At 70.8% G+C, this 25396-nt stretch carries 20 protein-coding genes; 11 read left to right on the top strand and 9 right to left on the bottom strand.

Annotation, left to right across the window (positions count from 1 at the left end; genetic code table 11):
- Positions 1–122: 122 nt before the first annotated feature.
- Genes OG729_RS26835 through OG729_RS26825 form a run of 3 tightly spaced genes read right to left on the bottom strand, consistent with a single transcriptional unit; the run spans position 123 to position 2714 of the window.
- Positions 123–773 carry a response regulator transcription factor gene (locus OG729_RS26835; RefSeq protein WP_360879784.1) on the bottom strand — a complete coding sequence of 217 codons (651 nt, stop codon included), beginning with the start codon at positions 771–773 and terminating at the stop codon, positions 123–125.
- Positions 774–794: 21 nt separating this feature from the next.
- On the bottom strand, positions 795–2066 hold the full coding sequence (locus OG729_RS26830; RefSeq protein WP_405808377.1) for a sensor histidine kinase: 1272 nt from the start codon (positions 2064–2066) through the stop codon (positions 795–797).
- A gap of 54 nt (positions 2067–2120) precedes the next feature.
- Entirely contained in the window at positions 2121–2714 is a 594-nt protein-coding gene (locus OG729_RS26825) for a hypothetical protein (RefSeq protein WP_405808376.1), read from the bottom strand.
- A 177-nt stretch (positions 2715–2891) separates the two neighbouring features.
- Here OG729_RS26825 and OG729_RS26820 point away from each other — a divergent pair, with 177 nt between their 5' ends.
- Genes OG729_RS26820 through nirD form a run of 3 tightly spaced genes read left to right on the top strand, consistent with a single transcriptional unit; the run spans position 2892 to position 6995 of the window.
- Positions 2892–4067: an NAD(P)/FAD-dependent oxidoreductase gene (locus OG729_RS26820; protein ID WP_405808375.1), complete on the top strand. Its 1176-nt coding sequence runs from the start codon at positions 2892–2894 to the stop codon at positions 4065–4067.
- Between the two features lies 1 nt (position 4068).
- Positions 4069–6648: a nitrite reductase large subunit NirB gene (nirB, locus tag OG729_RS26815; protein ID WP_405808374.1), complete on the top strand. Its 2580-nt coding sequence runs from the start codon at positions 4069–4071 to the stop codon at positions 6646–6648.
- Positions 6645–6995, top strand: a complete 351-nt coding sequence (gene nirD, locus OG729_RS26810; protein WP_360879799.1) for a nitrite reductase small subunit NirD — start codon at positions 6645–6647, stop codon at positions 6993–6995. Before nirB ends, nirD begins: the two co-directional genes overlap by 4 nt.
- Here the strand turns inward: nirD and OG729_RS26805 are convergent.
- Positions 6989–7960, bottom strand: coding sequence for a DMT family transporter (locus OG729_RS26805; protein ID WP_405808373.1), 972 nt, complete (start codon positions 7958–7960; stop codon positions 6989–6991). The two genes, nirD and OG729_RS26805, sit on opposite strands and share 7 nt — an antisense overlap.
- Before the next feature lie 147 nt (positions 7961–8107).
- On the opposite strand from OG729_RS26805, the gene OG729_RS26800 reads away from it, so the two are divergent.
- The 4 genes from OG729_RS26800 (at position 8108) to OG729_RS26785 (ending at position 11936) form a co-directional block, all read left to right on the top strand.
- Positions 8108–8902 carry an AraC family transcriptional regulator gene (locus tag OG729_RS26800; protein ID WP_405811299.1) on the top strand — a complete coding sequence of 265 codons (795 nt, stop codon included), beginning with the start codon at positions 8108–8110 and terminating at the stop codon, positions 8900–8902.
- 142 nt (positions 8903–9044) lie between these two features.
- The gene (locus OG729_RS26795; RefSeq protein WP_405808372.1) at positions 9045–10277 is read left to right on the top strand and encodes a cytochrome P450; all 1233 of its coding nucleotides are present in this window, start codon (positions 9045–9047) and stop codon (positions 10275–10277) included.
- A 32-nt stretch (positions 10278–10309) separates the two neighbouring features.
- Positions 10310–10504 carry a ferredoxin gene (locus OG729_RS26790; protein WP_405811298.1) on the top strand — a complete coding sequence of 65 codons (195 nt, stop codon included), beginning with the start codon at positions 10310–10312 and terminating at the stop codon, positions 10502–10504.
- 274 nt (positions 10505–10778) lie between these two features.
- Positions 10779–11936: an alkaline phosphatase PhoX gene (locus OG729_RS26785; RefSeq protein ID WP_360879808.1), complete on the top strand. Its 1158-nt coding sequence runs from the start codon at positions 10779–10781 to the stop codon at positions 11934–11936.
- A 59-nt stretch (positions 11937–11995) separates the two neighbouring features.
- Here the strand turns inward: OG729_RS26785 and OG729_RS26780 are convergent, their stop codons facing one another.
- The 4 genes from OG729_RS26780 to dusB all read right to left on the bottom strand — a co-directional run bounded on the left by OG729_RS26780 (position 11996) and on the right by dusB (position 18254).
- Positions 11996–13015, bottom strand: coding sequence for a winged helix-turn-helix domain-containing protein (locus OG729_RS26780; RefSeq protein ID WP_360879811.1), 1020 nt, complete (start codon positions 13013–13015; stop codon positions 11996–11998).
- Positions 13016–13551: 536 nt separating this feature from the next.
- On the bottom strand, positions 13552–16260 hold the full coding sequence (ppdK, locus tag OG729_RS26775) for a pyruvate, phosphate dikinase (RefSeq protein WP_360885203.1): 2709 nt from the start codon (positions 16258–16260) through the stop codon (positions 13552–13554).
- Between the two features lie 340 nt (positions 16261–16600).
- Complete coding sequence (locus tag OG729_RS26770) at positions 16601–16948, bottom strand: hypothetical protein (RefSeq protein ID WP_405808371.1); 348 nt, start codon at positions 16946–16948, stop codon at positions 16601–16603.
- 145 nt (positions 16949–17093) lie between these two features.
- Complete coding sequence (gene dusB, locus OG729_RS26765) at positions 17094–18254, bottom strand: tRNA dihydrouridine synthase DusB (RefSeq protein WP_405808370.1); 1161 nt, start codon at positions 18252–18254, stop codon at positions 17094–17096.
- A gap of 52 nt (positions 18255–18306) precedes the next feature.
- Between dusB and OG729_RS26760 the strand changes: the two genes are divergently transcribed.
- From OG729_RS26760 to OG729_RS26745, 4 genes are all read left to right on the top strand, one after another.
- The gene (locus OG729_RS26760; RefSeq protein ID WP_405808369.1) at positions 18307–19737 is read left to right on the top strand and encodes an MFS transporter; all 1431 of its coding nucleotides are present in this window, start codon (positions 18307–18309) and stop codon (positions 19735–19737) included.
- Positions 19738–19832: 95 nt separating this feature from the next.
- Positions 19833–22388, top strand: a complete 2556-nt coding sequence (locus OG729_RS26755; protein WP_405808368.1) for an ATP-binding protein — start codon at positions 19833–19835, stop codon at positions 22386–22388.
- A 153-nt stretch (positions 22389–22541) separates the two neighbouring features.
- Entirely contained in the window at positions 22542–23249 is a 708-nt protein-coding gene (locus tag OG729_RS26750; protein WP_405808367.1) for a dioxygenase, read from the top strand.
- A 30-nt stretch (positions 23250–23279) separates the two neighbouring features.
- Positions 23280–24440, top strand: coding sequence for a hypothetical protein (locus OG729_RS26745; RefSeq protein ID WP_405808366.1), 1161 nt, complete (start codon positions 23280–23282; stop codon positions 24438–24440).
- A gap of 99 nt (positions 24441–24539) precedes the next feature.
- Here OG729_RS26745 and OG729_RS26740 read toward each other — a convergent pair whose 3' ends face one another.
- Complete coding sequence (locus OG729_RS26740) at positions 24540–25394, bottom strand: helix-turn-helix domain-containing protein (protein WP_405808365.1); 855 nt, start codon at positions 25392–25394, stop codon at positions 24540–24542.
- Positions 25395–25396: the final 2 nt, after the last annotated feature.

Genomic DNA, 25396 nt, shown 5'->3' with positions numbered 1-25396 from the left:
CGTGAGATGAGAGCACCCGGCCTGCTACAGCGGTAATGGGTCTCACCTCCTGGAACGTGTGCTGCTGGAGACAGCAACATTACCCGACAGTTCGGACGGCGAACACAGCAGGACCCCTCGGCTCAGGACCTCGCGTCCAAGTACCGCAGCACCGCCAGGACGCGGCGGTGGCCCGGCTCCCCCGGCACGAGGCCGAGCTTGGCGAAGATGTTCGCGATGTGCTTCTCCACCGCCCGTTCCGAGACCACGAAGCTCTCGGCGATCGACTGGTTCGTACGGCCCTCGGCCATCAGTCCCAGCACCTCACGCTCCCTCGGGGTCAGCGCGTCGAGGGCCGAGGCCCTGCGGGTGGCGCCGAAGAGCCGGGCGACCACCTCGGGGTCCAGCGCGGTGCCGCCCGATGCGACCCGTTCCAGTGCCGCCACGAACTCGCCGATGTCCACGACCCGTTCCTTCAGCAGATAGCCCACCCCCGCGCCGCCGTCGCCGAGCAGCTGGGTCGCGTACCGCGTCTCCACGTACTGGGAGAAGATCAGCACTCCGACGCCGGGCCAGGTGGAGCGGATCTCGACGGCCGCGCGCAGGCCCTCGTCCGTGTGGCCCGGGGGCAGCCGGATGTCGATCACGGCGGCGTCCGGCCGGTGTTCGGCGACCGCCGCGAGCAGGGATGCCGCGTCGCCGACCGCCGCCGCCACCTCCACGCCGCGCAGGGCGAGGAGCTGGACCAGGCCGTCGCGCAGCAGCGCGGAGTCCTCGGCGATGACCACGCGCATGGAATGAGTCCTCAGTCGGTTTCAGTGGTACGGGAGCAGAACGCTCACCACGGTAGGGCCTCCCGCCGGGCTGTCGCAGGTCAGTACCCCGTCGACGGTTCGGATCCGGGCGAGCAGCCCGGTCAGTCCACTGCCCGCGCCGATCGCCGCCCCGCCGCGGCCGTTGTCCCGTACGGACAGGCGCAGTTCGCCGTTCGCGCCCGACACGTCGACGGCGGCCCGGATGGCGTGTGCGTGCTTGACGACGTTCGCAAGGAGCTCTGCAGCACAGAAGTAGGCGATGGACTCCAGGGCGGGAGAGGGGCGTTCGCGCATGTCCGCCGTGAGCGACACCGGCAGCGGCACGTCCGCCGTGAGCGTCTCCAGCGCCGTGTCCAGGCCCTGGTCGAGTACGGGCGGATGGATACCGCGCACCAGATGGCGCAGGTCGGCCACCGCCTGGGTGGCGTTCGTACGGGCCGTCTCGACCACGGCAAGCACCCGCTCCCGGTCCGCGTCCGCCGCGATCAGTTCGCCGATCATCGTGAGATGTATACCGAGTCCGACGAGCCGGACCTGTGTGCCGTCGTGCAGATCCCGCTCGATGCGGCGCAGGGTCGCCGCCGCGTCCTCGACGGCCAGCGCCCGGGTCTCCTCCAGCGTGCGGATACGGCGCTCCGCCGGGTCCTGGCCGAGCAGCGCGGCCAGCAGCAGCCGGTGCGGCACGAGGGCGTGACGCAGCAGCCAGGGGGCTATGCACAGCAGCAGCACTCCGGCCGCCACGACGACGAGCCAGCGCGGCCAGGAGTCCATCTGGACGCCCCAGAACTCGAGCGTCACATGCCGTACGGAACCGTCCGGCTCGCGCACCGTCGTGTAGTTCCAGCGCTTGAGGAGCGGATGCAGCACGAACAGCACCCCGTACACATAGGCGACGACCACCGCGGCGAAGGGCAGGAGTGCGGTCAACGGGGCCGCCAGCGCGCAGCCCACTGCCCGCCAGCCGGCCCGGTCCCCCAGCACCGCCCGCCGCCAGCCGAAGGCGCCGGGCTCCTCGCGCCGCACCGGCGGCTCGATGCCGAGGCCGAGCAGGGCGCGGGCCAGAGCCCGCTGGAGCCCGCCGACGGCCAGCGCCCCGCGCACGGTCAGGGCGATCAGCCACGGACCGGCCGCCGTCACCGAGAGCACCCCGCCCACCAGCAGCCCCGCCAGCACCAGGGGCATGGTCACCAGGGCGAGCGGCAGGGCGAGGACGGCGTATCCGGCGGTGCGCAGTAGGAGCAGGGCGCGAGGCTGCACGGGGCGAGACTGCATGGGGCGAGGCTGCGCGGGGCGACACTGCGCGGGGCGAGACTGCATGGCGCCAACCTAGAGCTGGTGGATCACGGGTACGGAAAGGACGGCGCACACCGCGGCGACGGCCGTCGCTATCCCGACACTCCTCGGCAGCCCGCCGCGGTCCCTGCCGAGGAAGCCCGTGACCAGCCGCGCCTGCAGCTTCGTGAATCCCTTGCCGACCCAGGGCGTGAGGAACAGGAAGGGCACGCCGCCGCCGACGGCGTGCACGGCCCAGGCCCCGGCCAGGGTGGGGCCTCCCCAGGACTGGGTGGGGTCGTTGTCGGGACGCAGCGGGAAGCCGAGGTTGATCGCCACCACGGTCCAGAAGTAGAAGGTGACGGTCAGCGCGACAAGGTTGATCGGCAGGCTGATCAACGCGTGCGCCAGGGCGAGTGGTCCGGTACGCTCCGGCCCGTCGGCGTCCACCCCGAGCAGGCGCTCGGCGAGCACGCGCTGTATGCGCCCGGCCGGGCCGCCCACGAGAGCGATCGGGACGCACAGGATGCCGACCGGGAGGGCGAGCGCGATGTATCCGACCCGCTTCCAGGTGTCCGCGGTGAAGGGGGCACGGAGGATCACGCGGGTCCGGTTCGCGACGAGCGGTTTCCGCTGTGTGGTGTCCATGCACGTAAGGCTTCCGCGTGGCCGCCCGGCGCTCGATCGTGCCAGTACGGAGCTGTGGGGTGGGGCAAACCGAACCGCTGCCCCTCACACCTTCTCCTCCGGCGCGCTGAGCTCAGCGTTCCCGTTGGGTAACAGCAAAGGACCTGCCGGGTAACACCGACGCCGCAGGCTTCGGACATGGCTTCGGAGACTGTGGTGATCGGCGGCGGGACGGCGGGCGCGCGACTTGCGCGGCAGCTCGTCACCGCCGGCATGTCCGTCACCGTCCTCGGTGAGGAGCCGCACGCCCCCTACAACAGGGTGCTGCTCGCGGAGGTTCTCGCCGGACGGTACGGGCCCGAGGTGATCGCCCTGCCCGAGGTGCCGGTGCGGTCCGGCGTGCGGGCGACGGCCATCGACCGGGACCGGCGGCTCGTGCACTGCGAGGACGGGACCTCGCTGGCGTACGACCGGCTGGTGCTCGCGACCGGCTCGAACCCGGTGCTGCCACCGCTGCGGGGGCTCGACGGCGGGCTGCCGGAGGGGGTGCACGCCTTCCGCACCATGGACGACTGTGAGGCCCTGTCCGCGGCCGTACGGCCCGGCATCGGCGCGGTCGTCGTCGGCGGCGGGCTGCTCGGCGTCTCCGCGGCACGGGCGCTCGCGCAACGCGGCGCCAAGGTGGTGCTCGCCCAGCAGGGCGAGCATCTGATGGAGCGCCAACTGGACGTCGCCGCATCACAGTTGCTCCGCACCCACCTGGAAGAGCTGGGCGTCGAGGTGCACACCGAGTGCCGGGTCCGCGGACTTCGCGGACTGCGCGGCACGAGCGTCGAACTCGCCGACGGCTATGTCCTCGACGCCGAACTCGTCGTCATCGCCTGCGGCGTCCGCCCCCGCATCGGTCTTGCGCAGGACGCCGGTCTCGACGTCCGCAAGGGCATCGTCGTCGACGACGAACTGCGCACCTCGGACCCGTACATCCACGCCATCGGCGACTGCGCCGAGCACAACGGTCAGATCTACGGACTCGCGGGCCCGGCCCTCGACCAGGCCGACGTCCTGGCGAAGGTACTCACCGGGGGCACCGCCGCCTACACCGGCACCCGCGCCCTGACCCGGCTGACCCTGGCCGGGCAGGGCCCCTTCGACCTCGCCGCGTTCGGCGAGACGACCCCGCTCCCGGGGGACGACGTCGTCCGGCTCGCCGACGCCACCCGGGGCGCATACCGCAAGGTCGTCGTCCGCGGGGACCGGCTCGTCGGGGGGATTCTCCTCGGCGACCTCGGCACCGTCGGCGAACTGGCCCGTACCTGGGAGGGCGACGAGCCGCTCCCCTCCACCCCGCTGTTGCATCTGCTTGGAGGCTCCTGAGATGTCCACCCCCACGATCGTGGTCGTCGGCCACGGGATGGTCGGCCAGCGCTTCCTGGAGGCCCTCGCGGAGCGCGGGGTTGCCGGGCGGGCGCGGATCGTCGTGCTGTGCGAGGAGCCCCGCCCCGCCTACGACCGGGTCCAGCTGACCTCCTACTTCAGCGGCCGCACTCCCGACGAACTCTCCCTCGTCGAGGACGACTTCATCGAACGCCATGGCATCGAGCTGCACCTCGACGACCCGGCCGAGACCATCGACAGGCAGGCGCGCGCGGTCACCTCACGCGCCGGACGGACCTTCACGTACGACACGCTCGTGCTGGCCACCGGCTCGTACCCCTTCGTGCCGCCCGTGCCCGGCAAGGACAGCGACGGCTGCTTCGTCTACCGCACCATCGAGGACCTCCTCGCGATCGAGGAGTACGCCAAGAACTGCACGACCGGCACGGTGGTCGGCGGCGGGCTGCTGGGCCTCGAGGCGGCCGGGGCCCTCAAGGGGCTGGGACTCGCCACGCACATCGTCGAGTTCAATCCGCGACTGATGTCCCTGCAGGTGGACGAGGGCGGCGGCGCCGCGCTGCGCCGCACCGTCGAGAACATGGGCCTGATCGTGCACACGGGCGTCGGCGGGAAGGAGATCACGGCGGGCGAGGACGGCGCCGTGACCGCGATGGCGCTGTCGGACGGCTCGTCCATCGACACCGACCTGGTCATCTTCTCGGCGGGTGTGCGGCCCAGGGACCAGCTCGCCCGCGATTGCGGCCTGGAGATCGGCGAACGCGGCGGCATCGTCGTCGACGAGCAGTGCCGTACGTCCGACCCCGCCGTCTTCGCGATCGGCGAGTGCGCACTGGCGTCGGACGGCCGGGTGTACGGCCTGGTCGCGCCCGGCTACGAGATGGCCGAGACCGCGGCCGCCGCGCTGGAGGGTGAGGTCAAGGCCTTCACCGGCGCGGACTTGTCCACGAAGCTCAAGCTCCTCGGCGTGGACGTGGCGTCCTTCGGCGACGCGCACGGCACGGCGGAGGGCTGCCTGGACGTCGTGTACTCCGACTCCCGGTCCGGGATCTACAAGAAGCTGGTCATCGGCCGCGAGGGCGAGCTGCTCGGCGGCGTACTGGTCGGCGACGCCGACTCCTACGGCATGCTGCGCCCGCTCACCGGTTCCGTCCCGCCGCTCTCGCCCGAGCAGCTCGTGCTGCCCGCCGGGATCGGCGCACCGGCCGCGCTCGGCCCGTCCGCGCTGCCCGACGACGCGGTGATCTGCTCCTGCCACAACGTCACCAAGGGCACGATCCGCGGCGCGGTCACCGAGCACTCCTGCACCACCGTGCCCGAGGTCAAGAAGTGCACCAAGGCCGGTACGGGCTGCGGCAGTTGCGTCAAGGTGCTCGGTCAGCTGGTCAACGCCGAGCTGGAGGCGTCGGGCGTCGAGGTCGACAAGGGCCTGTGCGGCTGCTTCGGCCAGAGTCGCCAGGAGCTGTACGAGATCGTGCGGGCGCTGCGCATCACCTCGTACCAGGATCTCCTCGACCGGCACGGACGGGACGGCGCCCGCGGCGGCAACGGCTGCGAGATCTGCAAGCCGGCCGTCGGCTCGATCATCGCCTCCCTCGCGCCCACGATCGGCGCCTCGGGCTATGTCCTGGAGGGCGAGCAGGCCGCGCTCCAGGACACCAACGACCACTTCCTCGCCAATATGCAGAAGAACGGCTCGTACTCGATCGTGCCGCGTATTCCGGGCGGCGAGATCACGCCGGAGAAGCTGATCGTCATCGGCGAGGTGGCCCGTGACTTCGGCCTCTACACAAAGATCACGGGCGGCCAGCGCATCGACATGTTCGGCGCACGCGTCGATCAACTGCCGCTGATCTGGGCGCGGTTGGTGGACGCGGGCTTCGAGTCCGGGCATGCGTACGGCAAGGCGCTGCGCACCGTGAAGTCCTGTGTGGGCCAGACCTGGTGCCGCTACGGCGTGCAGGACTCGGTCCGGATGGCGATCGATCTGGAGCTGCGCTACCGGGGGCTGCGCTCCCCGCACAAGCTGAAATCCGCGGTCTCGGGCTGCCAGCGCGAGTGCGCGGAGGCGCAGTCCAAGGACTTCGGCGTCATCGCCACGGCGAACGGCTGGAACCTCTACGTCGGCGGCAACGGCGGCGCGACCCCGCGCCACGCGGATCTGCTCGCCCAGGATCTCTCCGACGCGGAGCTGATCCGGCTCATCGACCGGTTCCTGATGTTCTACATCCGCACCGCCGACCGTCTTGAGCGCACCTCGACGTGGCTGGAACGGATCGAGGGCGGGCTCGACCACATTCGGGACGTGGTCGTCCACGACTCGCTGGGCATCTGCTCCGAGCTGGAGTCGCTGATGGCGGACCATGTCGCGGGCTACCGCGACGAGTGGTCCGAGACGATCAACGACCCGGAGCGGCTGCGCCGCTTCGTCTCGTTCGTCAACGCGCCCGACGTGCCGGACCCGACGGTGAAGTTCGTGCCCGAGCGCGACCAGGTCAAGCCCGATCTGCCGCTGCTGTCCATCCGTCCGCTTCAAGCCCTGGAAGGTACTGCCGCCCGATGACGATCGCCCCCGAAAAGACGGATACTCAGGTCCAGCTCCGCCTGGGCCAGGAGTGGATCGCGCTGTGTGCGCTGTCCCTGCTCACCCCCGGACGCGGTGTCGCGGCACTGCTGCCCGACGGCCGCCAGGCTGCGGTCTTCCTGGACCGTGAGGGCACTGCGTACGCCATCGACAACCGCGACCCCTTCTCCGGCGCCCAGGTTCTCTCCCGCGGCCTCGTCGGCTCGACGTCCGGCCGCCCGTTTGTCGCCTCCCCGCTGCTCAAGCAGCGCTTCGACCTGGCGAGCGGGAGCTGCCTGGACGACGAGGCGGTGTCGGTGACGGCCTACGAGGTACGGCTTCACTGACCGCTTACACCGCTCACGCGTCGTAGGTCACTGCCCTGACTCCCCGCGACGCGTGAGCGGCCAGACGGCCATCTCCTCCCCTGCGTCACCGCGAGCACCGCGCCGCCGAGGAGTATCAGCGCGCCCACCGTCTGGACCGGGCCGAAGGACTCGCCCAGGAAGACCGTGGCGCAGAAGGTCCCGAACACCGGCACCATGAACATCATCACGGACGCCGACGCGGGTCCGACCGCCGCGACTCCCCGGTAATAGAGGAGATTGGCGACTGCGGCCGGGCCGATGGCGAGGAAGACGACGTTCAGCCAGAGCCCCGGCGTGAGATCGCTCCACGCCACGCGGCCCATCTCGGGCACGGAGTAGATGCCGAGGAGCACCGCGCCGGCGAGCGTCGCGTACGTCGTCGCGCGCAGCGGCTCGATCCCGGCCAGGACCCGCGGTCCGGCCAGGGTGTACGCGGCCCAGCAGCAGGCGCCGAGGAGGAAGAGCAGATCCCCGGCGAGCCGCCCCGTACCCCCGCCGCCGGTCCAGACGCCGATGAAGAAGACCACCGCTCCGGCCACACCGAGGCACAGTCCCGCAATCCGCGCTGGCGAAGCCCGCTCCTTGCGGCTGACCAGCAGGAAAGCGGTGGTGAGTACGGGGCTCATGACCGGGATGATCACGCCGCCGTCCATGGCGGGCGCAAGGGCGAGGCCCCAGAAGAAGCAGACGTTGTACGCGAAGACGCCGAGGACCCCCGCGAGTGCGGCCCGGCCACGGTCGCGTGCCGAGACCGCCGTGTCCCGCCTGCCGAAGAGGCGCAGTGCAAGCAGCAGCGCCAGCGCGCCGCCGCCGAAGCGGAGCAGCGCGGCGACACCGTGCGGCACCTGCTCCACGACGACCTTCGAGCTGCTGAAGGCGCTGCCCCACAGCACCATGGTGGCCGTCAGCAGGAGGTAGGGGTTGTTGCCCTTGACTGTGCTCATGCGCCGATGGTTCGCCCCCGGCACCCGGCCCGTCTTGAACGCTCGTGCGGCGGCGACAATGGAGAGGTGGACACCGCACGGACCACGGCAGCCGGCCGCGACGGCTGGGCACGCTACTGGCGCGACCCCGACCGCCCGCTGGAGGCCATGCACGCGCACTTCTTCCAGCACGTGTACCACCTGCACAGCCACGACGCGTACTCCTTCGGGATCACCGAGGCCGGCGCCCAGCGCTTCAGCTGCCGGGGTGCTGCGCACACCAGCGGTGCCGGAATGGTCATGGCGTTCAACCCGGACGATCCGCACGACGGGCGGGCCGCGGCCGACCTCGGATACCAGTACCGGATCGTGCACATCGGCCCTGACGTCGTACGCGAGCTGCTCACCGATGTCACCGACGGGCGGGCCGTGATGCCGCTGTTCGCGCAGCCCGCGCTGAGCGATCCGGTGCTCAGGACCGCCCTGCTGCGTCTGCACACCGCACTCGTCGGCGACGCCGATCCGCTGGTGCGGGACGAGCGGCTGACCGCGACCGTCACCGCGATGGTCGGACGCGGCACCACACGACCGCTGCGGGTGCGCGAGCCGGAGCAGGGCGGCCGGACCCGGACCGTGGCGCGCCGGGCGCGGGCTCTCCTTGAGGAGGCGTACGCGGAGCAGATCCCCGCCGAGCAGCTCGCCGAGGCCGCGGGCTGCAGCCGGTTCGCGCTGTACCGCGCCTTCCACGCCGAGTACGGCATGTCGCCCAGCGACTGTCAGCGGCTGCTGCGGCTGCGCCGGGCGCGGGCGCTGCTGGCGGCCGGTGGTTCGGCGGCGGAGGCGGCGGCCGCGGTCGGATTCGCGGACCAGAGCCACTTCCACCGCTGGTTCGTGCGCTGCTTCGGGGTGACTCCGGGTGCGTACCGGAACGCCACAGCCATCGTGACCGGTCGTTCCGGATAGGGCGCCTGCCCCAAGGGCGAGAAGGAGCCATCGAAGCGGTCTTCGCCGCTGCGCTAATTGGCCGAACTACGCATGGGCGACTAGACGCCTGAGGCATCTAATGGTGATCGGCACGGCGGAACTCTTCGCTTATGAGGTCACCATGACAGAACCCACTGCCGCAGAACGCACCGCCTCAGAGCCCGCAGACGTGGACCGGATCACCTTTCCGCAGAACCGCAGCTGCCCCTACCACCCGCCCACCCTCTATGCGCCGCTGCGCGAAGCGCGGCCTCTCTCCCGTGTCTCGCTCTACGACGGCCGCTCCGTGTGGATCGTCACCGGACACGCCGTCGCGCGCGAGCTGCTGGTCGACCCGCGGCTCTCCACCAACCGCGAGAACCAGGCGTTCCCGATGCCCACGGAGCGCTTCGCGCGGCTGAGCAATCGCCGTACGGCACTGCTCGGCGTCGACGACCCCGAGCACAACACCCAGCGGCGGAGGCTCATCCCCAGCTTCACCGTCAAGCGCATCACCGCGCTGCGGCCGCAGATCCAGCAGACCGTGGACCGGCTGCTCGACGCCATGGCCGAGGAGGGGTCGCCCGCCGAGTTGGTGAGCGCCTTCGCGCTGCCGGTGCCGTCGATGGTGATCTGCGCACTGCTCGGCGTGCCCTACGCCGACCACGACTTCTTCGAGGAGCAGTCGCGCAGGCTGCTGCGCGGGCCGGCCGCCGCCGACACGGCGGACGCGCGCGACCGGCTGAACGACTACCTCGGCACTCTGATCGACCGCAAGCGCAAGGACCCGGGCGACGGGCTCCTCGACGAGCTCATCCAGCAGCAGCTGCGCGAAGGGGCCGTGAACCGGCGCGAGTTGATCAGCCTGGCCGCGATCCTGCTCGTCGCGGGTCACGAGACGACGGCGAACATGATCTCGCTGGGTACGTTCACCCTGCTCCAGCACCCCGAGCAGTTGTCGGAGCTGCGCGCCGAGGACTCCCTGATGCCCACCGCGGTCGAGGAGTTGCTGCGGTTCCTGTCGATCGCGGACGGGATGCTGCGGGTGGCCACGGAGGACATCGAGGTGGCCGGCACGACCATCCGGGCCGACGAGGGCGTCGTCTTCTCGACGTCTTTGATCAATCGCGACACCGCGGCGTACGCGGAGCCGGACGCACTGGACTGGCACCGCTCGGCCCGCCACCATGTCGCGTTCGGCTTCGGTATCCACCAGTGCCTGGGGCAGAACCTGGCCCGCGCGGAGATGGAGATCGCGCTGCGGACGCTCTTCGACCGGCTGCCAGGACTGCGGCTTGCGGCGCCCGCCGAGACGATCCCCTGCAAACCCGGTGACACGATCCAGGGGATGCTCGAACTCCCCGTGGCCTGGTAGCCGCCATGGGCACCGACCGTACGGACATCGGCATCGGCATCGGCATCGACAGGGAGCGCTGCATCGGGGCGGGTCAGTGCGCACTGACCGCCCCGGAGGTGTTCACCCAGGACGACGACGGATTCAGCGAGCTGCTGGAGGGCCGCGAGGACGGCGCGGGCAGCCCGCTCGTACGGGAGGCTGCCCGGGCGTGCCCGGTGGGAGCGATCACCGTCCCGCACCGCTGAGACGCGCGCATGGGGCGGGCGCGAGGGTGGCCGGGTCCGCCCGTCAGGCGGTCGAGGAACGGGGTCACGACAGGACGCCTGGGTAGTGAACAGCCGCGCGCCCGGCGCGCGCCCGGGCGCAACCCTCCCTACCCCCAAGTCGGCGCGCTGGTCGACCGCTGTACGTCACCACTCGTTGACGTGCTGTCAATTCAGGACTCCTAGGTTCCGGTACCGCGCGACCTCGGGCGCCGGCTTGGCGCCCGGGGCGGTCACCACCTCACCTGGAGTGACAGTGGAACGTCGCAGCTTCCTGCGCGGAGCGGTCATCGGCACTTCCGTCGCCGCCTTCGGCGGCACCTTGATGCGCGGTGCCGCATATGCGGCCCCCGCCCAGAACGGCCCCAGCCCGTACGGCTCGCTGGGCGCCGCCGACGCCAACGGCATCCAGCTGCCGAGCGGGTTCACCAGCCGAGTGATCGCCCGCTCCGGGCAAACGGTCTCGGGCACTTCCTACACCTGGCACAACGCCCCTGACGGCGGCGCCTGCTTCGCCGACGGCGGCGGCTGGATCTATGTCTCCAACTCGGAGATCAACCCCGGCGGCGGCGCCAGCGCCGTGAAGTTCAACTCCTCCGGCACCGTCACCAGTGCCTACCGGATCCTCTCCAACACCCGCCAGAACTGTGCCGGCGGCGCCACCCCGTGGAACACCTGGCTGTCCTGCGAGGAGGTCTCCCTCGGCTACGTCTACGAGACCAACCCGTGGGGCGGCACCAGCACCCGCAGAGACGCCATGGGCAAGTTCAAGCACGAGGCTGCCGCCGCCGACCCGGTGCGCCAGGTGATCTACCTGACCGAGGACGAGACCAACGGCTGCTTCTACCGGTTCATCCCGACCACCTGGGGCAATCTCTCCTCCGGCACCCTCCAGGTGCTCGTCGCCGGCTCGGGCACCTCCGGCTCCTTCACCTGGCAGAACGTGCCCGACCCGGACGGCTCGCCGACCACGACCCGCACCCAGGTCTCCGGCGCCAAGCACTTCAACGGCGGCGAGGGCTGCCACTACGCCGGTGACACCGTCTGGTTCACCACCAAGGGCGACAACCGTGTCTGGCAGGTCAACCTGCTGAACAGTACTTACGAGCTGGCCTACGACGACAACCTGGTCAACCCCGGCCCCGCCCCGCTGACCGGCGTCGACAACATCACCGGCTCCTCCTCAGGCGATCTCTTCGTTGCAGAGGACGGCGGCAACATGGAGATCTGCATCATCACTCCGGACGACATCGTCGCGGTGTTCCTGCGGATCACCGGCCAGTCCTCGTCCGAGATCACCGGACCGGCCTTCTCCCCCGACGGCACGCGGCTGTACTTCTCCAGCCAGCGCGGCACGAGCGGTTCCTCCTCCGGCGGCATCACCTACGAGGTGACGGGACCGTTCCGCGCCTGAGCCCTCCGGCCTGACCGATCCGCGCCTCAGCCTGTCCGGCTTGACCGACCGGACAGCACCTAGCCCGCGGCCTCCGCAGTGGCGCCGCCCCTCAGCAGGGCGGCGCCCAGCGGAGTGAGGGTGTGCAGTACGGCGTTGCCATGGCGCAGCGTCACTATCAGCCCCGCCTCCCGCAGCACCGCCGCGTGCTGGCTGGCGGAGGCCAGTGACACCCCCGCCCTGCGGGCGAGCTCACTGGTCGTACAGCCGTAGCGGATGGCCTGCAGCACGGCCGAGCGGGTGTGGCCGACCAGCTTGCCGAGCGAGGGACCGCCGCTCTCGCAGAAAGCCGGTGCGTTGCTGTGGGCGGCGGGATAGACGAGCACCGGCGGCAGCGTGGTGTCGCGGTAGACCACTGGTGTGCCCCGGCAGAAGAACGACGGCTGGAGCAGCAACCCCCGCCCGTTCAGATGCAGTTCACGGTCGACGGGATAGTCCGCCTCCAGGACCGGTGGCCGCCAGCGCAGCACCGGTGGCAGCGAGGCAAGCAGTTCGCCCGCGCCGCCGTCAAGGAGCGCGCGGCCGCGCACCGCACGGTCCGCCTCGACTCTGGCCTGGATGTGCGGCCAGTACGGCTCGATGGCGGCGCGGTGGTAGCTGCGCAGCGCCCCGGCGAGACGGGCCACCGCCTCGGGTCTGCCCTCGGCGAGGTCCGCGAGCCGGCCCGGCAGCACCGGCGAGGCGGGGCGGCCCGGCAGCACCGAAACGGGGGTGCGTCCGGTGGCCGCCAGGGCCAGTTCGGAGTGCAGGCGTCCGGGCGGCGTGGCCCGCAGCGCCTCCAGGCCCGCCTCCAGGCCGCACCCCCCTTCGGGAGGTGTCAGAAAGTCCGGGAAATAACCCCGCGGCGGCACCAGCGCGGCGAGCAGCCGTGTTTCACCATTCAACCGGGCCCGGGTTTCCGAGCGCCATTCCCCGAACGCCAGGGCACGCCGCCGCTCCCGCAATCGGTGAAAACTGAGAATGGTTTCCCACAACACATCCGGTCGGGCCGCCATCCGTACCCCGGCTAGGTCGTCCCCAGTGAAATGGATACGAAGCACTGAACCCCCACCTGTTGCATCCGCAATCGCCCCCGGCACTGAGTATGCACGCAATCACAGGACGTTACCACGGTGTTTCAGCCACAGTTGAAACGCCTCGCGAGGGTCGGGTGCCAACCGAAAGGCTGTACGGCGTCGGGCAGGAAACCTTCTGTCACCGATGGGCGCTGCGAAGACCGTGGGGGGCTTTGCGCGTCCGGCGGCGGGCGACAGAAGGTTGCGGCTCCCTGTCCGGCACGGGTAATGGGGCGCGGCCTGCGGATGGGGATCCGCAGGCCGCGCCCCGCCCCTTGTTTGCTCAGTGAATGGCAGGAAGACGGCAGGAATTCGGTTGCCGGTAACGGCCTGGCGCCGTAGCCGTCCGGAATTCAACAGGGACTTTTCCAAACCCCTGAAAAAGGCGGAAGGGGCGGGCGCCCCGCACAGGCGCCCGCCCCTTCCTCTGGTGCTCCGGAGCCGCCACCGGGTCGGTGAGGGTTCGAGGTACCGATCCCCCAGGAGCGAGCCCCCAGGAGACCGGCGACGGCTCCGGCGGCTTATCGGGAGTCGCTGCCCTTCGACTCCGCCGCTGCCCGGCCGGCCTCCAGACGCGCCACCGGGATGCGGAACGGCGAGCAGGACACGTAGTCCAGACCCACCTCGTGGAAGAAGTGCACCGACTCCGGGTCGCCGCCGTGCTCACCGCACACGCCCAGCTTCAGGTCGGGCCGGGTGGCCCGGCCCGCCTCTACCGCGCTGCGTACGAGCGAGCCGACGCCGTCCTTGTCGATCGTCTCGAACGGGGAGACCCCGAAGATGCCCTTCTCCAGGTACGCGGTGAAGAAGCTCGCCTCGACGTCGTCGCGGGAGAAGCCCCACACGGTCTGGGTGAGGTCGTTCGTACCGAAGGAGAAGAACTGCGCCGCCTCGGCGATCTGACCCGCGGTCAGCGCGGCGCGCGGCAGCTCGATCATCGTGCCGATGGTGAGCCTGAGGTCGGTGCCGGTGGCGGCCTGCACCTCGGCGATGACCTGGTCGGCCTCCTCGCGGACGATCTCCAGCTCCTGGACGGTGCCCACCAGCGGGATCATGATCTCCGGGCGCGGGTCGCCCTTGGCGTTCTTGCGCTCGGCCGCGGCCTCGGCGATCGCCCGTACCTGCATCGCGAACAGACCGGGGATGACCAGACCGAGGCGTACACCGCGCAGACCCAGCATCGGGTTCTGCTCGTGGAGCTTGTGCACGGCCTGCAGGAGGCGCAGGTCGTTCTCGTTGGCGTCCTTGCGGGACTCGGCGAGGGCGACGCGCACCGACAGCTCGGTGATGTCCGGCAGGAACTCGTGCAGCGGCGGGTCGAGCAGCCGTACCGTGACGGGCAGCCCGTCCATCGCCTCGAAGAGCTCGACGAAGTCCTTCTTCTGGAGCGGCAGAAGGGCGCCCAGCGCCTGCTCGCGCTCCTCGTCCGTGTCGGCGAGGATGAGCCGCTCGACCATCTCGCGGCGCTCACCCAGGAACATGTGCTCGGTGCGGCACAGGCCGATGCCCTGCGCGCCGAAGCGCCGTGCGCGCAGCGCGTCCTCGGCGTTGTCGGCGTTGGCCCGTACTCGCAGGCGGCGTACTCGGTCCGCGTAGGCCATGATCCGGTGCACGGCGCCGACCAGCTCGTCGGCGTCGTCGGCGCCCGCGTGCATCCGGCCCTCGAAGTACTCGACGACCGGGGACGGCACGACCGGCACCTCGCCGAGGTAGACCTTGCCGGTGGAGCCGTCGATGGAGACGACGTCGCCCTCTTCGATGACGGTCCCGTTGACGGTCAGCCGGCGCCGCTTGGTGTCGACCTCGAGGTCCTCGGCACCGCAGACACAGGTCTTGCCCATGCCGCGGGCGACGACGGCGGCGTGCGAGGTCTTGCCACCGCGGCTGGTCAGAATGCCCTCGGCGGCGATCATGCCGTCGAGGTCGTCGGGGTTGGTCTCACGGCGGATGAGGATGACCTTCTCGCCGGAACGCGACCACTTGACCGCTGTGTACGAGTCGAAGACGGCCTTGCCGACGGCCGCACCCGGGGAGGCCGCGATACCGCGGCCGAGCAGGTCGGCCTTCGCGTTCTCGTCGAAGCGGGGGAACATCAGCTGGGCGAGCTGCGCACCGTTGACCCGCTGCAGCGCCTCGGCCTCGTCGATCAGGCCCTGGTCCACGAGCTGGGTGGCGATGCGGAAGGCCGCGCCCGCGGTCCGCTTGCCGACCCGGGTCTGCAGCATCCACAGCTGGCCGCGCTCGATGGTGAACTCGATGTCGCACAGGTCCTTGTAGTGCGTTTCGAGGGTCTCCATGATCTGCATCAGCTGGTCGTACGACTTCTTGTCGATCGTCTCCAGCTCGGCGAGCGGCACGGTGTTGCGGATACCCGCGACGACGTCCTCGCCCTGCGCGTTCTGCAAGTAGTCGCCGTAGACACCCTGGTGACCGCTGGCGGGGTCGCGGGTGAAGGCGACGCCGGTGCCGGAGTCGGGGCCGAGGTTGCCGAAGACCATGGAGCAGATGTTGACGGCCGTGCCGAGGTCGCCGGGGATGCGCTCCTGGCGGCGGTAGAGCTTGGCGCGGTCGGTGTTCCACGACTCGAAGACCGAGCGGATCGCGAGGTCCATCTGCTCGCGCGGGTCCTGCGGGAAGTCGCGGCCGGCTTCGCGGGAGACGATCTTCTTGAACTGCTTGACCAGCTTCTTGAGGTCGGCGGCGTCGAGGTCGGTGTCGACGGTGACCTTCTTGGCGGCCTTGGCCTCGTCGAGGGCGTCCTCGAAGAGCTCGCCGTCGACGCCGAGGACCGTCTTGCCGAACATCTGGATGAGCCGGCGGTACGAGTCCCACGCGAAGCGCTCGTCACCCGCCTGCTGGACGAGCCCGGCCACCGAGTCGTCGGAGAGACCGATGTTGAGGACGGTGTCCATCATGCCGGGCATGGAGAACTTCGCGCCCGAACGTACGGATACGAGAAGGGGGTTGTCGGCCTGGCCGAGCTTCTTGCCCATCGACTGCTCGAGGGCGTCGAGGTGCGCACTCACCTCGTCGCGCAGCGCGGCGGGCTCCTGGCCGCTCTCGAGGTAGACCTTGCACGCCTCGGTGGTGATCGTGAAGCCCGGAGGGACGGGGAGGCCGAGGTTGGTCATCTCAGCGAGGTTCGCGCCCTTGCCGCCGAGCAGGTCCTTGAGGTCCCTGTTGCCCTCGGTGAAGTCGTAGACGAACTTCTGATCTTTGTTTTCCGACACGGGTCTCGACTCCTCGAGGACTCGGTGGCTGCCCTGACGGCGAGGAACATACCCAGATCAAAGGCGTCTGGGTACGTCCACTTGCTCGTCATACGGCTGTAACCACTCGTCCGCCACCAGATCGAAAGTATCCAGCGGTGAAGTGGATCTATCGCGTGCTTTCAAGTCCTGAAGTCATGAATACACAGGGCAACGATCTTCGCGATCACCGCTACACACAGCGACGAGTCGCTATGCCGACTGAACCCAGGAGGGGTGGCACTGGGTGCCACACGTCCGAGAGGTGCAGTCGACGCTATTTTGCTCATCTGAGCGCCACCCCTATCAAGGGTGGCGAGAATCACGCGGCCGCGAGGCCTTCCGTCCCATCATCCGGACCCCGTTTCCCGGGCCGAAACACACCGCCTGAGCACGTCGAGATCCACGTCCTCCAGGCTATCCGCGAAGACCCGGCCGGGCGATGCGGGCACCGCAGCAGCGACGGCACCACCAGCACCGGGCAGCCCGCGGCCTGCGCCGACGCACTGCCGTCCGGCGAGTCCTCCACCGCCACACAGGCCCTGGTGAGCGCGCCGAACCGGGCGGCGGCCGCCTGATAGGGATCGGGAGCGCAGCGGGGCCCGGCCTCGACCCGTGCATGGAAGGACTCCGTCAGCGCCGCCGCCATCGAGGTGGCACTCAGGGCCACCTCATTAGATCCTTTTGCACTCTTTGCCCCGGCGGCGGCTGTCCCGGCAGTGCCTGTGACCCGTATCAGATGAGCGGCAGTGTCCTCCACGGCCCGGCCCCACCACCTCGGGAGCGTCCGCGTCGCGCGGAGCCCCGGCGCGCCGTCAGCCGCCCGACGTGCCCAGTTCAGCATCCGCGCTGACACCCGCGCAGTCGTACGGGTCCTTCAGCCACCCCTCCGGCAGCACCACCCGGTTGTTCCCCGACGTACGCCCGCGAGGCCCATCCGCCCCCACCGGCCACGGCTGGTCCAGGTCCAGCTCCGCCAGCAGCGCGTCCAGCTCCGCCAGCGACGACGTGATCGCCAGCTTCTTGCGCATCTCGGAGCCCACCGAGAAGCCCTTCAGATACCAGGCCACATGCTTGCGGAAGTCGATCACGCCACGCGCCTCGTCGCCGATCCACTCCCCCAGCAGCTCCGCGTGCCGGCGCATCACGACCGCGACCTCCTTCAGCGTCGGCGTCGCATACGTGCCCGTACCCTCGAACGCCCCCACCAGGTCGCCGAAGAGCCACGGCCGCCCCAGGCAGCCGCGCCCCACGACCACCCCGTCGCAGCCCGTCTCGCGCACCATCCGCAGCGCGTCGTCCGCCGACCAGATGTCACCGTTGCCGAGCACCGGGATCTCCGGGACGTGCTCCTTCAGCCGGGCGATCGCGTCCCAGTCCGCCGTGCCGCCGTAGTGCTGCGCCGCCGTACGCCCGTGCAGTGCGATCGCCGTCACGCCCTCGTCGACCGCGATCCGGCCCGCGTCGAGATACGTGATGTGGTCGTCGTCGATCCCCTTGCGCATCTTCATGGTCACCGGCAGCGCGCCGGCGTTCGAGACGGCTTCGTTCAGGATCGCCCGCAGCAGCGGCCGCTTGTACGGGAGCGCCGAGCCGCCGCCCTTGCGTGTCACCTTCGGCACCGGGCAGCCGAAGTTCAGGTCGATGTGGTCGGCCAGATCCTCGTCCACGATCATCCGAACGGCCTTGCCGACAGTGACAGGGTCCACTCCGTACAGCTGGATGGACCGAGGGGTCTCACTCTCGTCGAAGTGGATGAGCTGCATCGTCTTCTCATTGCGCTCGACCAGCGCCCGCGTCGTGATCATCTCGCTGACGAACAGCCCCTTACCGCCGGAGAACTCACGGCAGAGGGTCCGGAAGGGGGCGTTCGTGATGCCGGCCATCGGCGCGAGCACCACCGGCGGCTGCACGGCGTGCGGGCCGATCCTCAGCGCCGGGGAGGACGTCGACAGGGGCGGGGCGAGCGTGGTCATCCGTCCATTGTCGCGTACGACGCCGGTCATCAGGCAGCCGTACTATCCGCGTATGCCCGAGCTCACACACCGACGGCGCCTGCTGGTCCTGGCGATCTGCTGTATGAGCCTGCTGATCGTCAGCCTGGACAACACCATCCTCAATGTCGCGCTGCCCGCCATGCGCAAGGAGCTGGGCGCCTCCGTCGCCGGGATGCAGTGGACCATCGACGCGTACACCCTGGTCCTCGCCTCGCTGCTGATGCTCATGGGCTCCACCGCCGACCGGATCGGCCGCCGCCGCATCTTCCGGATCGGGCTCGTGCTGTTCACCCTCGGCTCGGTGCTCTGCTCCCTCGCCCTCAGCCTCGAAGCGCTCGTCGCCTTCCGCATGGTCCAGGCCGTCGGCGGCGCCATGCTCAACCCGGTCGCCATGTCGATCATCACCAACACCTTCACCGACCCGCGCGAACGCGCCCGCGCGATCGGGGTCTGGGGCGGTGTCGTCGGCATCTCCATGGCCGCGGGGCCACTGGTCGGCGGAGTGCTCGTGGACAGCGTCGGCTGGCGCTCGATCTTCTGGGTCAATCTGCCCGTCGGGCTCCTTGCGCTCCTGCTGACCTGGCGTTACGTCCCGGAGTCCCGCGCCCCGAAGCCACGCCGCCCCGACCCCGTCGGCCAGCTCCTGGTCATCGCCCTGCTCGGATCGCTCACGTACGCGATCATCGAGGCGCCCGCTCCCCTGTTCGCCGTGATCGCCGCCGTCGCGCTCGTCGGACTGCTGCTGTACGAGCCGAGGCGCCGTGAGCCCCTGATCGATCTGCGCTTCTTCCGCTCCGCGCCGTTCAGCGGGGCCACCGTCATCGCGGTGTGCGCCTTTGCCTCGCTCGGCGGATTCCTCTTCATCAACACCCTGTATCTGCAGGACATCCGCGGCCTGTCCGCCCTGCACGCCGGTCTGTACATGCTGCCGATGGCCGCCCTCTGCTTTGTCTGCGCGCCTCTGTCGGGACGGCTGGTCGCCGTCCGCGGTCCGCGCCTGTCGCTGCTGATCGCGGGCACGGCGATGGCCGCGAGCGGAGTGTTCTTCGCCGCCTTCCGGGCCGAGACGTCGACGCCCCTCATGTTCACCGGCTACGTCCTGTTCGGCCTCGGCTTCGGCATGGTGAACGCGCCGATCACCAACACCGCCGTCTCCGGAATGCCGCGTGCGCAGGCCGGGGTCGCCGCCGCCGTCGCCTCCACCAGCCGCCAGATCGGGCAGACCCTCGGCGTCGCCGTCATCGGGGCCGTTCTTGCGGCCGGGGTCTCCGCCACCTCGTACACAGCAGGCTTCGTCGCCGCGAGCAGGCCCGCCTGGTGGATCATCACCGGATGCGGACTGTGCGTACTCGTCGTCGGAGCGCTGACCAGCGGGGCATGGGCACAGGAGACGGCGCGGCGCACGGCGGAGCGGCTTCAGCCGCCGGAGCGGGACCGGGCGCCGTCCACAGCGAGCACATAGCGGGCGCTCAGCCCGTGCTCAGCCGCCGTGGGGCGTGGCTCACCTTCTGCCCAGACGGTGGTGCCGGGTGCGGCCGGTCGGCAAGGATTCGACGGATGAGCCCGAGTCGAACGTGCGAGGAGTGCGGGAGAGAGCTGCCCGGCAAGGGCAGGCATACGGGAAGTGAGCCGGCGCAGGGCGGCCGGCCCGCCCGCTACTGCTGTGCCGCCTGCCGGCAGCGAGCCTTCCGTCGCCGCTCGGCACAGGACGGCAGGGGCCGTACGCAGCCGCCCGCCGCGGCCGGGGATCGTACGCAACCGCCCGGGGCACCGGCACCGGCCACGCCCTTTCGGGGCCGGGAACTGCCCCGTGCACTCGACTCCTTCGTCGGCCGCAGCCGTGAACTGTCCCGGCTGCGCACCCTGATGAAGTCGGCGCGGCTGCTGACCCTCACCGGCCCCGGCGGAGTCGGCAAGACCCGCCTCGCGCTGGAATTCGCCGGGAGCCTGCGCGGCGGCGCCGACGGCCGGGCAGCCCAGTTCGTCGAGCTGGACTCGCTGCACGACGGCCACCAGCTGCCCCAGGCCGTGGCCACCGCACTCGGCCTGGGCGAACGCGGCGGCCGCAGCGGCGTCGAGATGCTGGCCCACACACTGGGCGACCGCTCGATGCTGCTGATCCTGGACAACTGCGAGCACCTGGCGGAGCCGTGCGCACAGCTGGCCGCGGCCCTGCTGAGCCGGTGCCCCCGGCTGCGGATCCTCGCCACCAGCCGCGAGGTGCTGCGGGTCCAGGGCGAAGTGGTGTTCCGGGTCGGCGAACTGTCCCTGTCATCGCTCGCCGTCGAGGACGACCCGGCAGCCGTGCTGCAGGCCGATGCCGTACGGCTCTTCGTGGAGCGCGCCGCCGGCCGGGTACCCGGATTCGCGCTGGACGCCGCCAACGCCCGGACCGTGGCGGAGATCTGCCGGCGCCTTGACGGGATGCCACTGGCCATCGAGCTGGCGGCCCGCCGCACCGGAGCCCTTCCGCTGAGCGACATCCTGGCCGGCCTGGACGACCAGCTCGCGCTCCTGACGGACGGCAGCAGGACCGGGCCCGGCCGGCACCGCGAACTGGCCGCCGCGATCGACTGGAGCCATCGATTACTGGACCCGGAGGAGCAGACCCTCTTCCGCCGTCTCGCCGTCCTCGTCGGCGGATTCGACGCCGTGGGCGCGGCCGCGGTCTGCGCCGACGGCGGGGTGCCGCCGCGTGATGTGCTGCGCGTGCTGTGCGCCCTCGAGGCCAAGTCCTTGATCGTACGGCTGCCGGGGACCGAAGGCACCGCGAGATTCAGGCAGTTGAGTGCCATCCGCGCCTACGCGCTGGACCGGCTCGCCGACTCCGGCGAGCTGCACAGGACCTGGCAGCGGGCCCTGGACTGGCTGACCGCTCTGCTGGAGCCCGCAGCCGGGCGGCTCTTCGCCGACCAGATCGGCGGAGCACCGGCGAAGGAACGGGAGAACCTTGCGGCGGCCGTCGCCTACGCCACCGGCCGCGACGGCAAGCCGCCTCGCGGGCTGGCCATCGAGCTGGCGCGGGTGCGCTTCCAGCAGGAGCAGCTGACGGCCGCCCGCGCCCTGCTGACCCAGGTACTCGCGCAGGACGACGACTCCACCCACGGCGGTGCGGCACTGGCGCTCGCCGCACGCGCGGCCTGCCAGCAGCAGGACCCGGCAGCCGCGCTGCACTTCGCGGAGCAGGCCGTGGCGATCGAGCGGCGGCGCGACAACCCCACCGCACTCGCCAACGCCCTGGACGCCCGGGCCGCCGCCCTGGTGTGCGGCGGCGAGTTCGCCCGGGCCGTCGCCGACTTCGCGGAGTGCCTGGACATCGTCGCCGCCCTCGGCCGCCCCCGCGAGACGGCGTGGTGCCGCCACCATCTGGCCTGGGCGCTGCTGCACATCGGCAAGGCGGCCGAGGGCGACGAGCTGATGGCGTCCTGCCTGCCGCTGCTGCGCGGTCAGTCCCCCTGGGCGCAGTCGGCGGCCGCGCTGCACACCGCCGGTGCGATCCGGCTCGCCCTGGGCGATGCCGACGCGGCCCAGGGCCTGTTCGCCGAGGGCCTGCGCACGGTGCCCGGTGAGAGCTTCCACGCGCTGTATCCGCTGGAGGGGCTTGCCGTCGTGGCGGCCGAACGGGGCCAGATGAAGCGGTCACTGCGGCTGTTCGCGGCCGCTGCGCAGGCGCGCAGACGGCTGGACACCGAGCCGGAGGCGGAGTGGCAACGGCAGGTCGAGTCGGCGACGGACCGCGCGGCGGCGGCGCTGCCCCCGGCGGGGCGGGACACCGCGGTGGCCCAGGGACGCCGGATGGGCTGGGAGCGGCTGATCGCCTACGCCCTGCGCGGCACCGGCGAAGGAGCGATGCCGGCCGTCGGTACGGACAACGGGCAGTCCCCGCTCACAGGGCGGGAGATGACGGTGGCGGCGCTGGTCGCCGAGGGACTGACCAACCGCGAGATCGCCGCTCGTCTGGATCTGTCGGCGAGTACCGTCTCGACGCACCTCGACAATGTGCGGGACAAGCTGGGCATGCGCTCACGTACGCAGATCGCGCTGTGGGTGGCCGGCCGGGAGCAGCGCCGGGCCGCCCCCGCGCACGATCCGCGCCGCGGCGAGGTTTCGTAACGCCCCCAAGTCGCCGGTCATCCGAACGATCCGCGCGCCCGCCGCAGCGACCAAGCTGAGCGGAACAGGGCATTCCAAGGACCCGACGGCGTGGATCCGGTTCCTCCCCCCACGGAATGCCCTGCCTGGACAGTAATCCGGCAAGGAGACGCGATGCGGCACGACGACGATGCGGACGGCGAACACACGAGCTCGAGGCGGGCGTTCATCAGAACGAGTTCGGTGGGAATGACCGCCGCCCTGGTGGCGACCAGCGGGGCCGGTGCCGCCCTGGCGGCACCGGTCAGCCCGGTGCAGGAGGCACGCGCGGCGGGACGCCCGCTCGCCGTCACGCCCGCCTGCGACGGTCACGAGACGCCTGCGGCGACCGAGGGCCCGCTCTTCAAGCCGCAGTCCCCCGAGCGGACGGACTTCATCACCCCCGCGATCCGCGGAGTGCGGCTCGAACTGAGCGGCATCGTCTACGACACCGCCTGCAAGCCCCTGTCCGGGTCGCTCATCGAGTTCTGGCAGTGCGACCAGAACGGCGACTACGACACCGCCGGCTTCTCGCTGCGCGGACACCAGTACACCAACAGCAGGGGCGCGTTCCGGCTGAGCACGATCATCCCCCGGGACTACTGGGGCCGTTGGGGCCAGCGGGCTCCCCACATCCACACCCAGGTCCAGGCCCCCGGCGGACCGGTGCTCGTCACCCAGCTGTACTTCCCCGACAACACCAAGGCGTACGGAAGGGACTTCGCCACGCTCAACGCCGCGGACCGGCTCCTCAACCGGGCCTGCACGATCGCGCTGGCGGGCCCGAAGGACGGCGGTTACACCGGCGCCTTCGACTTCGTCATCCAGACCACGGCCAAGTAGCCGACCGCCGATCACTCGAGGATTTCCGTGATGAATACGAGCAAGTCATCCCGGCGCCTGCATCTCGGACGGCGGCCGCTGGTGGCGGCGCTGGCCGCGGGCGCCATCGCGGCCGGGGGCCTGATCGCCGCAGGCACGGGCTGGGCCGGACCCGCGCCCGCCGCCAAGGACACGGCGACCGCACCGGCGCGCGTCGCCGGACAGTGGCAGTCGACCACGGTCCCGGTCACCAAGGGCGACATCACCGCCGTGGCCGCGCTCAGCGACAAGCAGGCCTGGTCCGTCGGCTACCGGCTGAAGAGCGACACCGAGCTGGAAACCCTGGCCCTGCACTGGGACGGCACGTCCTGGACTCAGCAGTCGACGCTGCCGGACGACACCTTCCCGCAGGCGCTCGCCGTACGGTCGGCCAGTGACATCTGGGCGGTCGGCGCGACGGCGGTCCACTGGGACGGCACCTCCTGGACCACGCGCAATCTCGACCGTGACCCCGCGGGCCGGCTGACACCCGACGCGGTGGTGACGACGTCCGACGGGAAGGCCTGGACGGCCGGCCGCGCGGTGCCGCAGGGCATCAAGAACGGGGTCCCCGCCATCCAGGCGTGGGACGGCACGGCCTGGCGCCGGCAGACCCTGCCCGACGTCGGCAAGGGCGAGCTCACCAGCCTCACCGCCGTCGCACCGGACGACATCTGGGCGGCGGGCACGTCCTTCGCCACCGACGACGCCGCGGAGACGGCCCTGCTGCTGCACTGGGACGGCACCTCCTGGACGCGGGTCGCCGCGCCCACCGCCGCCAAGGACGAGCACCGCTGGCTCAGCGGCATCACCGCACTGGGTGCCGACGACATATGGGCGGTGGGCGGTTCGACGTCCAAGGGAGGCGATCGCCCCTACGCGGTGCACTGGGACGGCAAGAAGTGGACCGACGCCAAAACACCTGAGATCGCCGACGGCCGGCTTCGAGCCGTCGGTAGGGCCGGGGACGGCAAGCTGTGGGCGGTCGGCGGCAAGGGTGCCGTCTCACTCGCCCTGCGCTTCGACACGCAGCAGCGCCGCTGGGAGAAGGCAGCCGACCCCGGTGTGGTGGTGCGAGCGTTCACCACTGTGCCGAACACCGCAGACCTGTGGACCGTGGGCATCGCCAAACAGGGCGACCTGGTCCCGGCGGTGACCCGCTTCACGGGCTGACCGGCACACCGAACCCGGGCCCGGACCGCACGCCACGGTCCGGGCCCGGACCCATGCGGACGGTCTTGCGCGCTCAGACCCATGCGGAGGTCTTGCGGCTCAGACCGCGGCGAGCGCCAACGCCTTGAGCTTCTCCAGCCGTTCGCGGCTTTCCGCGTCGAGAGGAACGTAACTGATCAGGCGGGGGCCAGCGGTGGGCCCCAGCCAGAGGTTGTTGTGCTCCAGGTGCAGCAGTCCGACATGGGCGTTGCGGATCAGCTTGGTCCTGCCGCCCTGGCTGACGACCTCATGGCGCGCCCACACCTCACGGAACTCCTCCGAGACCGTCTCGAGGCGCCCCAGCAGCGCCGTCCAGGCGGGCTCGGCGAGATGCTCGGCCATCGACGCACGGAACTTGGCCGCCATCGTCCGGTTCACATCCCCCACATCGGCGACCGCGGCCCGCCAGTCGTCGTTGGTGAAGGCCAGGATCATGCAGTTGCGGTCCTCGGGCGGCACTGCGTCGAGGTCGCAGAGCAGCCGTCCGTACGTCCGGTTGTAGGCGAGGATGTCGTACCGGCTGTTCTGGATGCAGGCCGGGATCGGTTCCAGCTGCTCCAGCAGTTGCCGCAGCGCCGGCGTGACGGTCGGGCAGGGCCCGCCCGGCGCCGGGTCGGCGGCCGCGGCCAGCGCGAAGAGATGGGCGCGCTCGCTCCGGTCGAGGAGCAGCGCGCGGGCGAGTGCGTCGAGGACCTGCGGGGAGACCTGGATGTCCCTGGCCTGCTCCAGCCAGGTGTACCAGGTGACGCCTACGGCGGAGAGCTGGGCGACCTCCTCCCGGCGCAGCCCGGGGGTGCGCCGGCGGCGGCCGCGCGGCAGGCCGACCTCCTCGGGCGTGATCCGCTCACGGCGGCTGCGCAGAAAGCCCGCGAGCTCATGCCTGCGTACGTCGGACTCCTGCACCATCGTCGTCATGC

Origin of the sequence: Streptomyces sp. NBC_00210 (assembly GCF_045160975.1) — a bacterium.
In the GTDB taxonomy this organism is placed as follows: Bacteria; Actinomycetota; Actinomycetes; order Streptomycetales; family Streptomycetaceae; genus Streptomyces.
This window is presented reverse-complemented; position numbering and strand designations above follow the sequence as displayed.

Excerpts from the sequence above, each read along its gene's own strand:
- OG729_RS26755 (WP_405808368.1), top strand. The coding sequence starts at position 19,833 with ATGAGCCCGAGTCGAACGTGCGAGGAGTGCGGGAGAGAGCTGCCCGGC.
- OG729_RS26835 (WP_360879784.1), bottom strand. The coding sequence starts at position 773 with ATGCGCGTGGTCATCGCCGAGGACTCCGCGCTGCTGCGCGACGGCCTG.
- nirB (WP_405808374.1), top strand. The coding sequence starts at position 4,069 with ATGTCCACCCCCACGATCGTGGTCGTCGGCCACGGGATGGTCGGCCAG.
- OG729_RS26800 (WP_405811299.1), top strand. The coding sequence starts at position 8,108 with ATGCACGCGCACTTCTTCCAGCACGTGTACCACCTGCACAGCCACGAC.
- OG729_RS26740 (WP_405808365.1), bottom strand. The coding sequence starts at position 25,394 with ATGACGACGATGGTGCAGGAGTCCGACGTACGCAGGCATGAGCTCGCG.
- dusB (WP_405808370.1), bottom strand. The coding sequence starts at position 18,254 with ATGACCACGCTCGCCCCGCCCCTGTCGACGTCCTCCCCGGCGCTGAGG.
- OG729_RS26820 (WP_405808375.1), top strand. The coding sequence starts at position 2,892 with ATGGCTTCGGAGACTGTGGTGATCGGCGGCGGGACGGCGGGCGCGCGA.
- OG729_RS26745 (WP_405808366.1), top strand. The coding sequence starts at position 23,280 with ATGAATACGAGCAAGTCATCCCGGCGCCTGCATCTCGGACGGCGGCCG.
- OG729_RS26750 (WP_405808367.1), top strand. The coding sequence starts at position 22,542 with ATGCGGCACGACGACGATGCGGACGGCGAACACACGAGCTCGAGGCGG.
- nirD (WP_360879799.1), top strand. The coding sequence starts at position 6,645 with ATGACGATCGCCCCCGAAAAGACGGATACTCAGGTCCAGCTCCGCCTG.
- OG729_RS26830 (WP_405808377.1), bottom strand. The coding sequence starts at position 2,066 with ATGCAGTCTCGCCCCGTGCAGCCTCGCGCCCTGCTCCTACTGCGCACC.
- OG729_RS26795 (WP_405808372.1), top strand. The coding sequence starts at position 9,045 with ATGACAGAACCCACTGCCGCAGAACGCACCGCCTCAGAGCCCGCAGAC.
- OG729_RS26760 (WP_405808369.1), top strand. The coding sequence starts at position 18,307 with ATGCCCGAGCTCACACACCGACGGCGCCTGCTGGTCCTGGCGATCTGC.
- OG729_RS26825 (WP_405808376.1), bottom strand. The coding sequence starts at position 2,714 with ATGGACACCACACAGCGGAAACCGCTCGTCGCGAACCGGACCCGCGTG.
- OG729_RS26805 (WP_405808373.1), bottom strand. The coding sequence starts at position 7,960 with ATGAGCACAGTCAAGGGCAACAACCCCTACCTCCTGCTGACGGCCACC.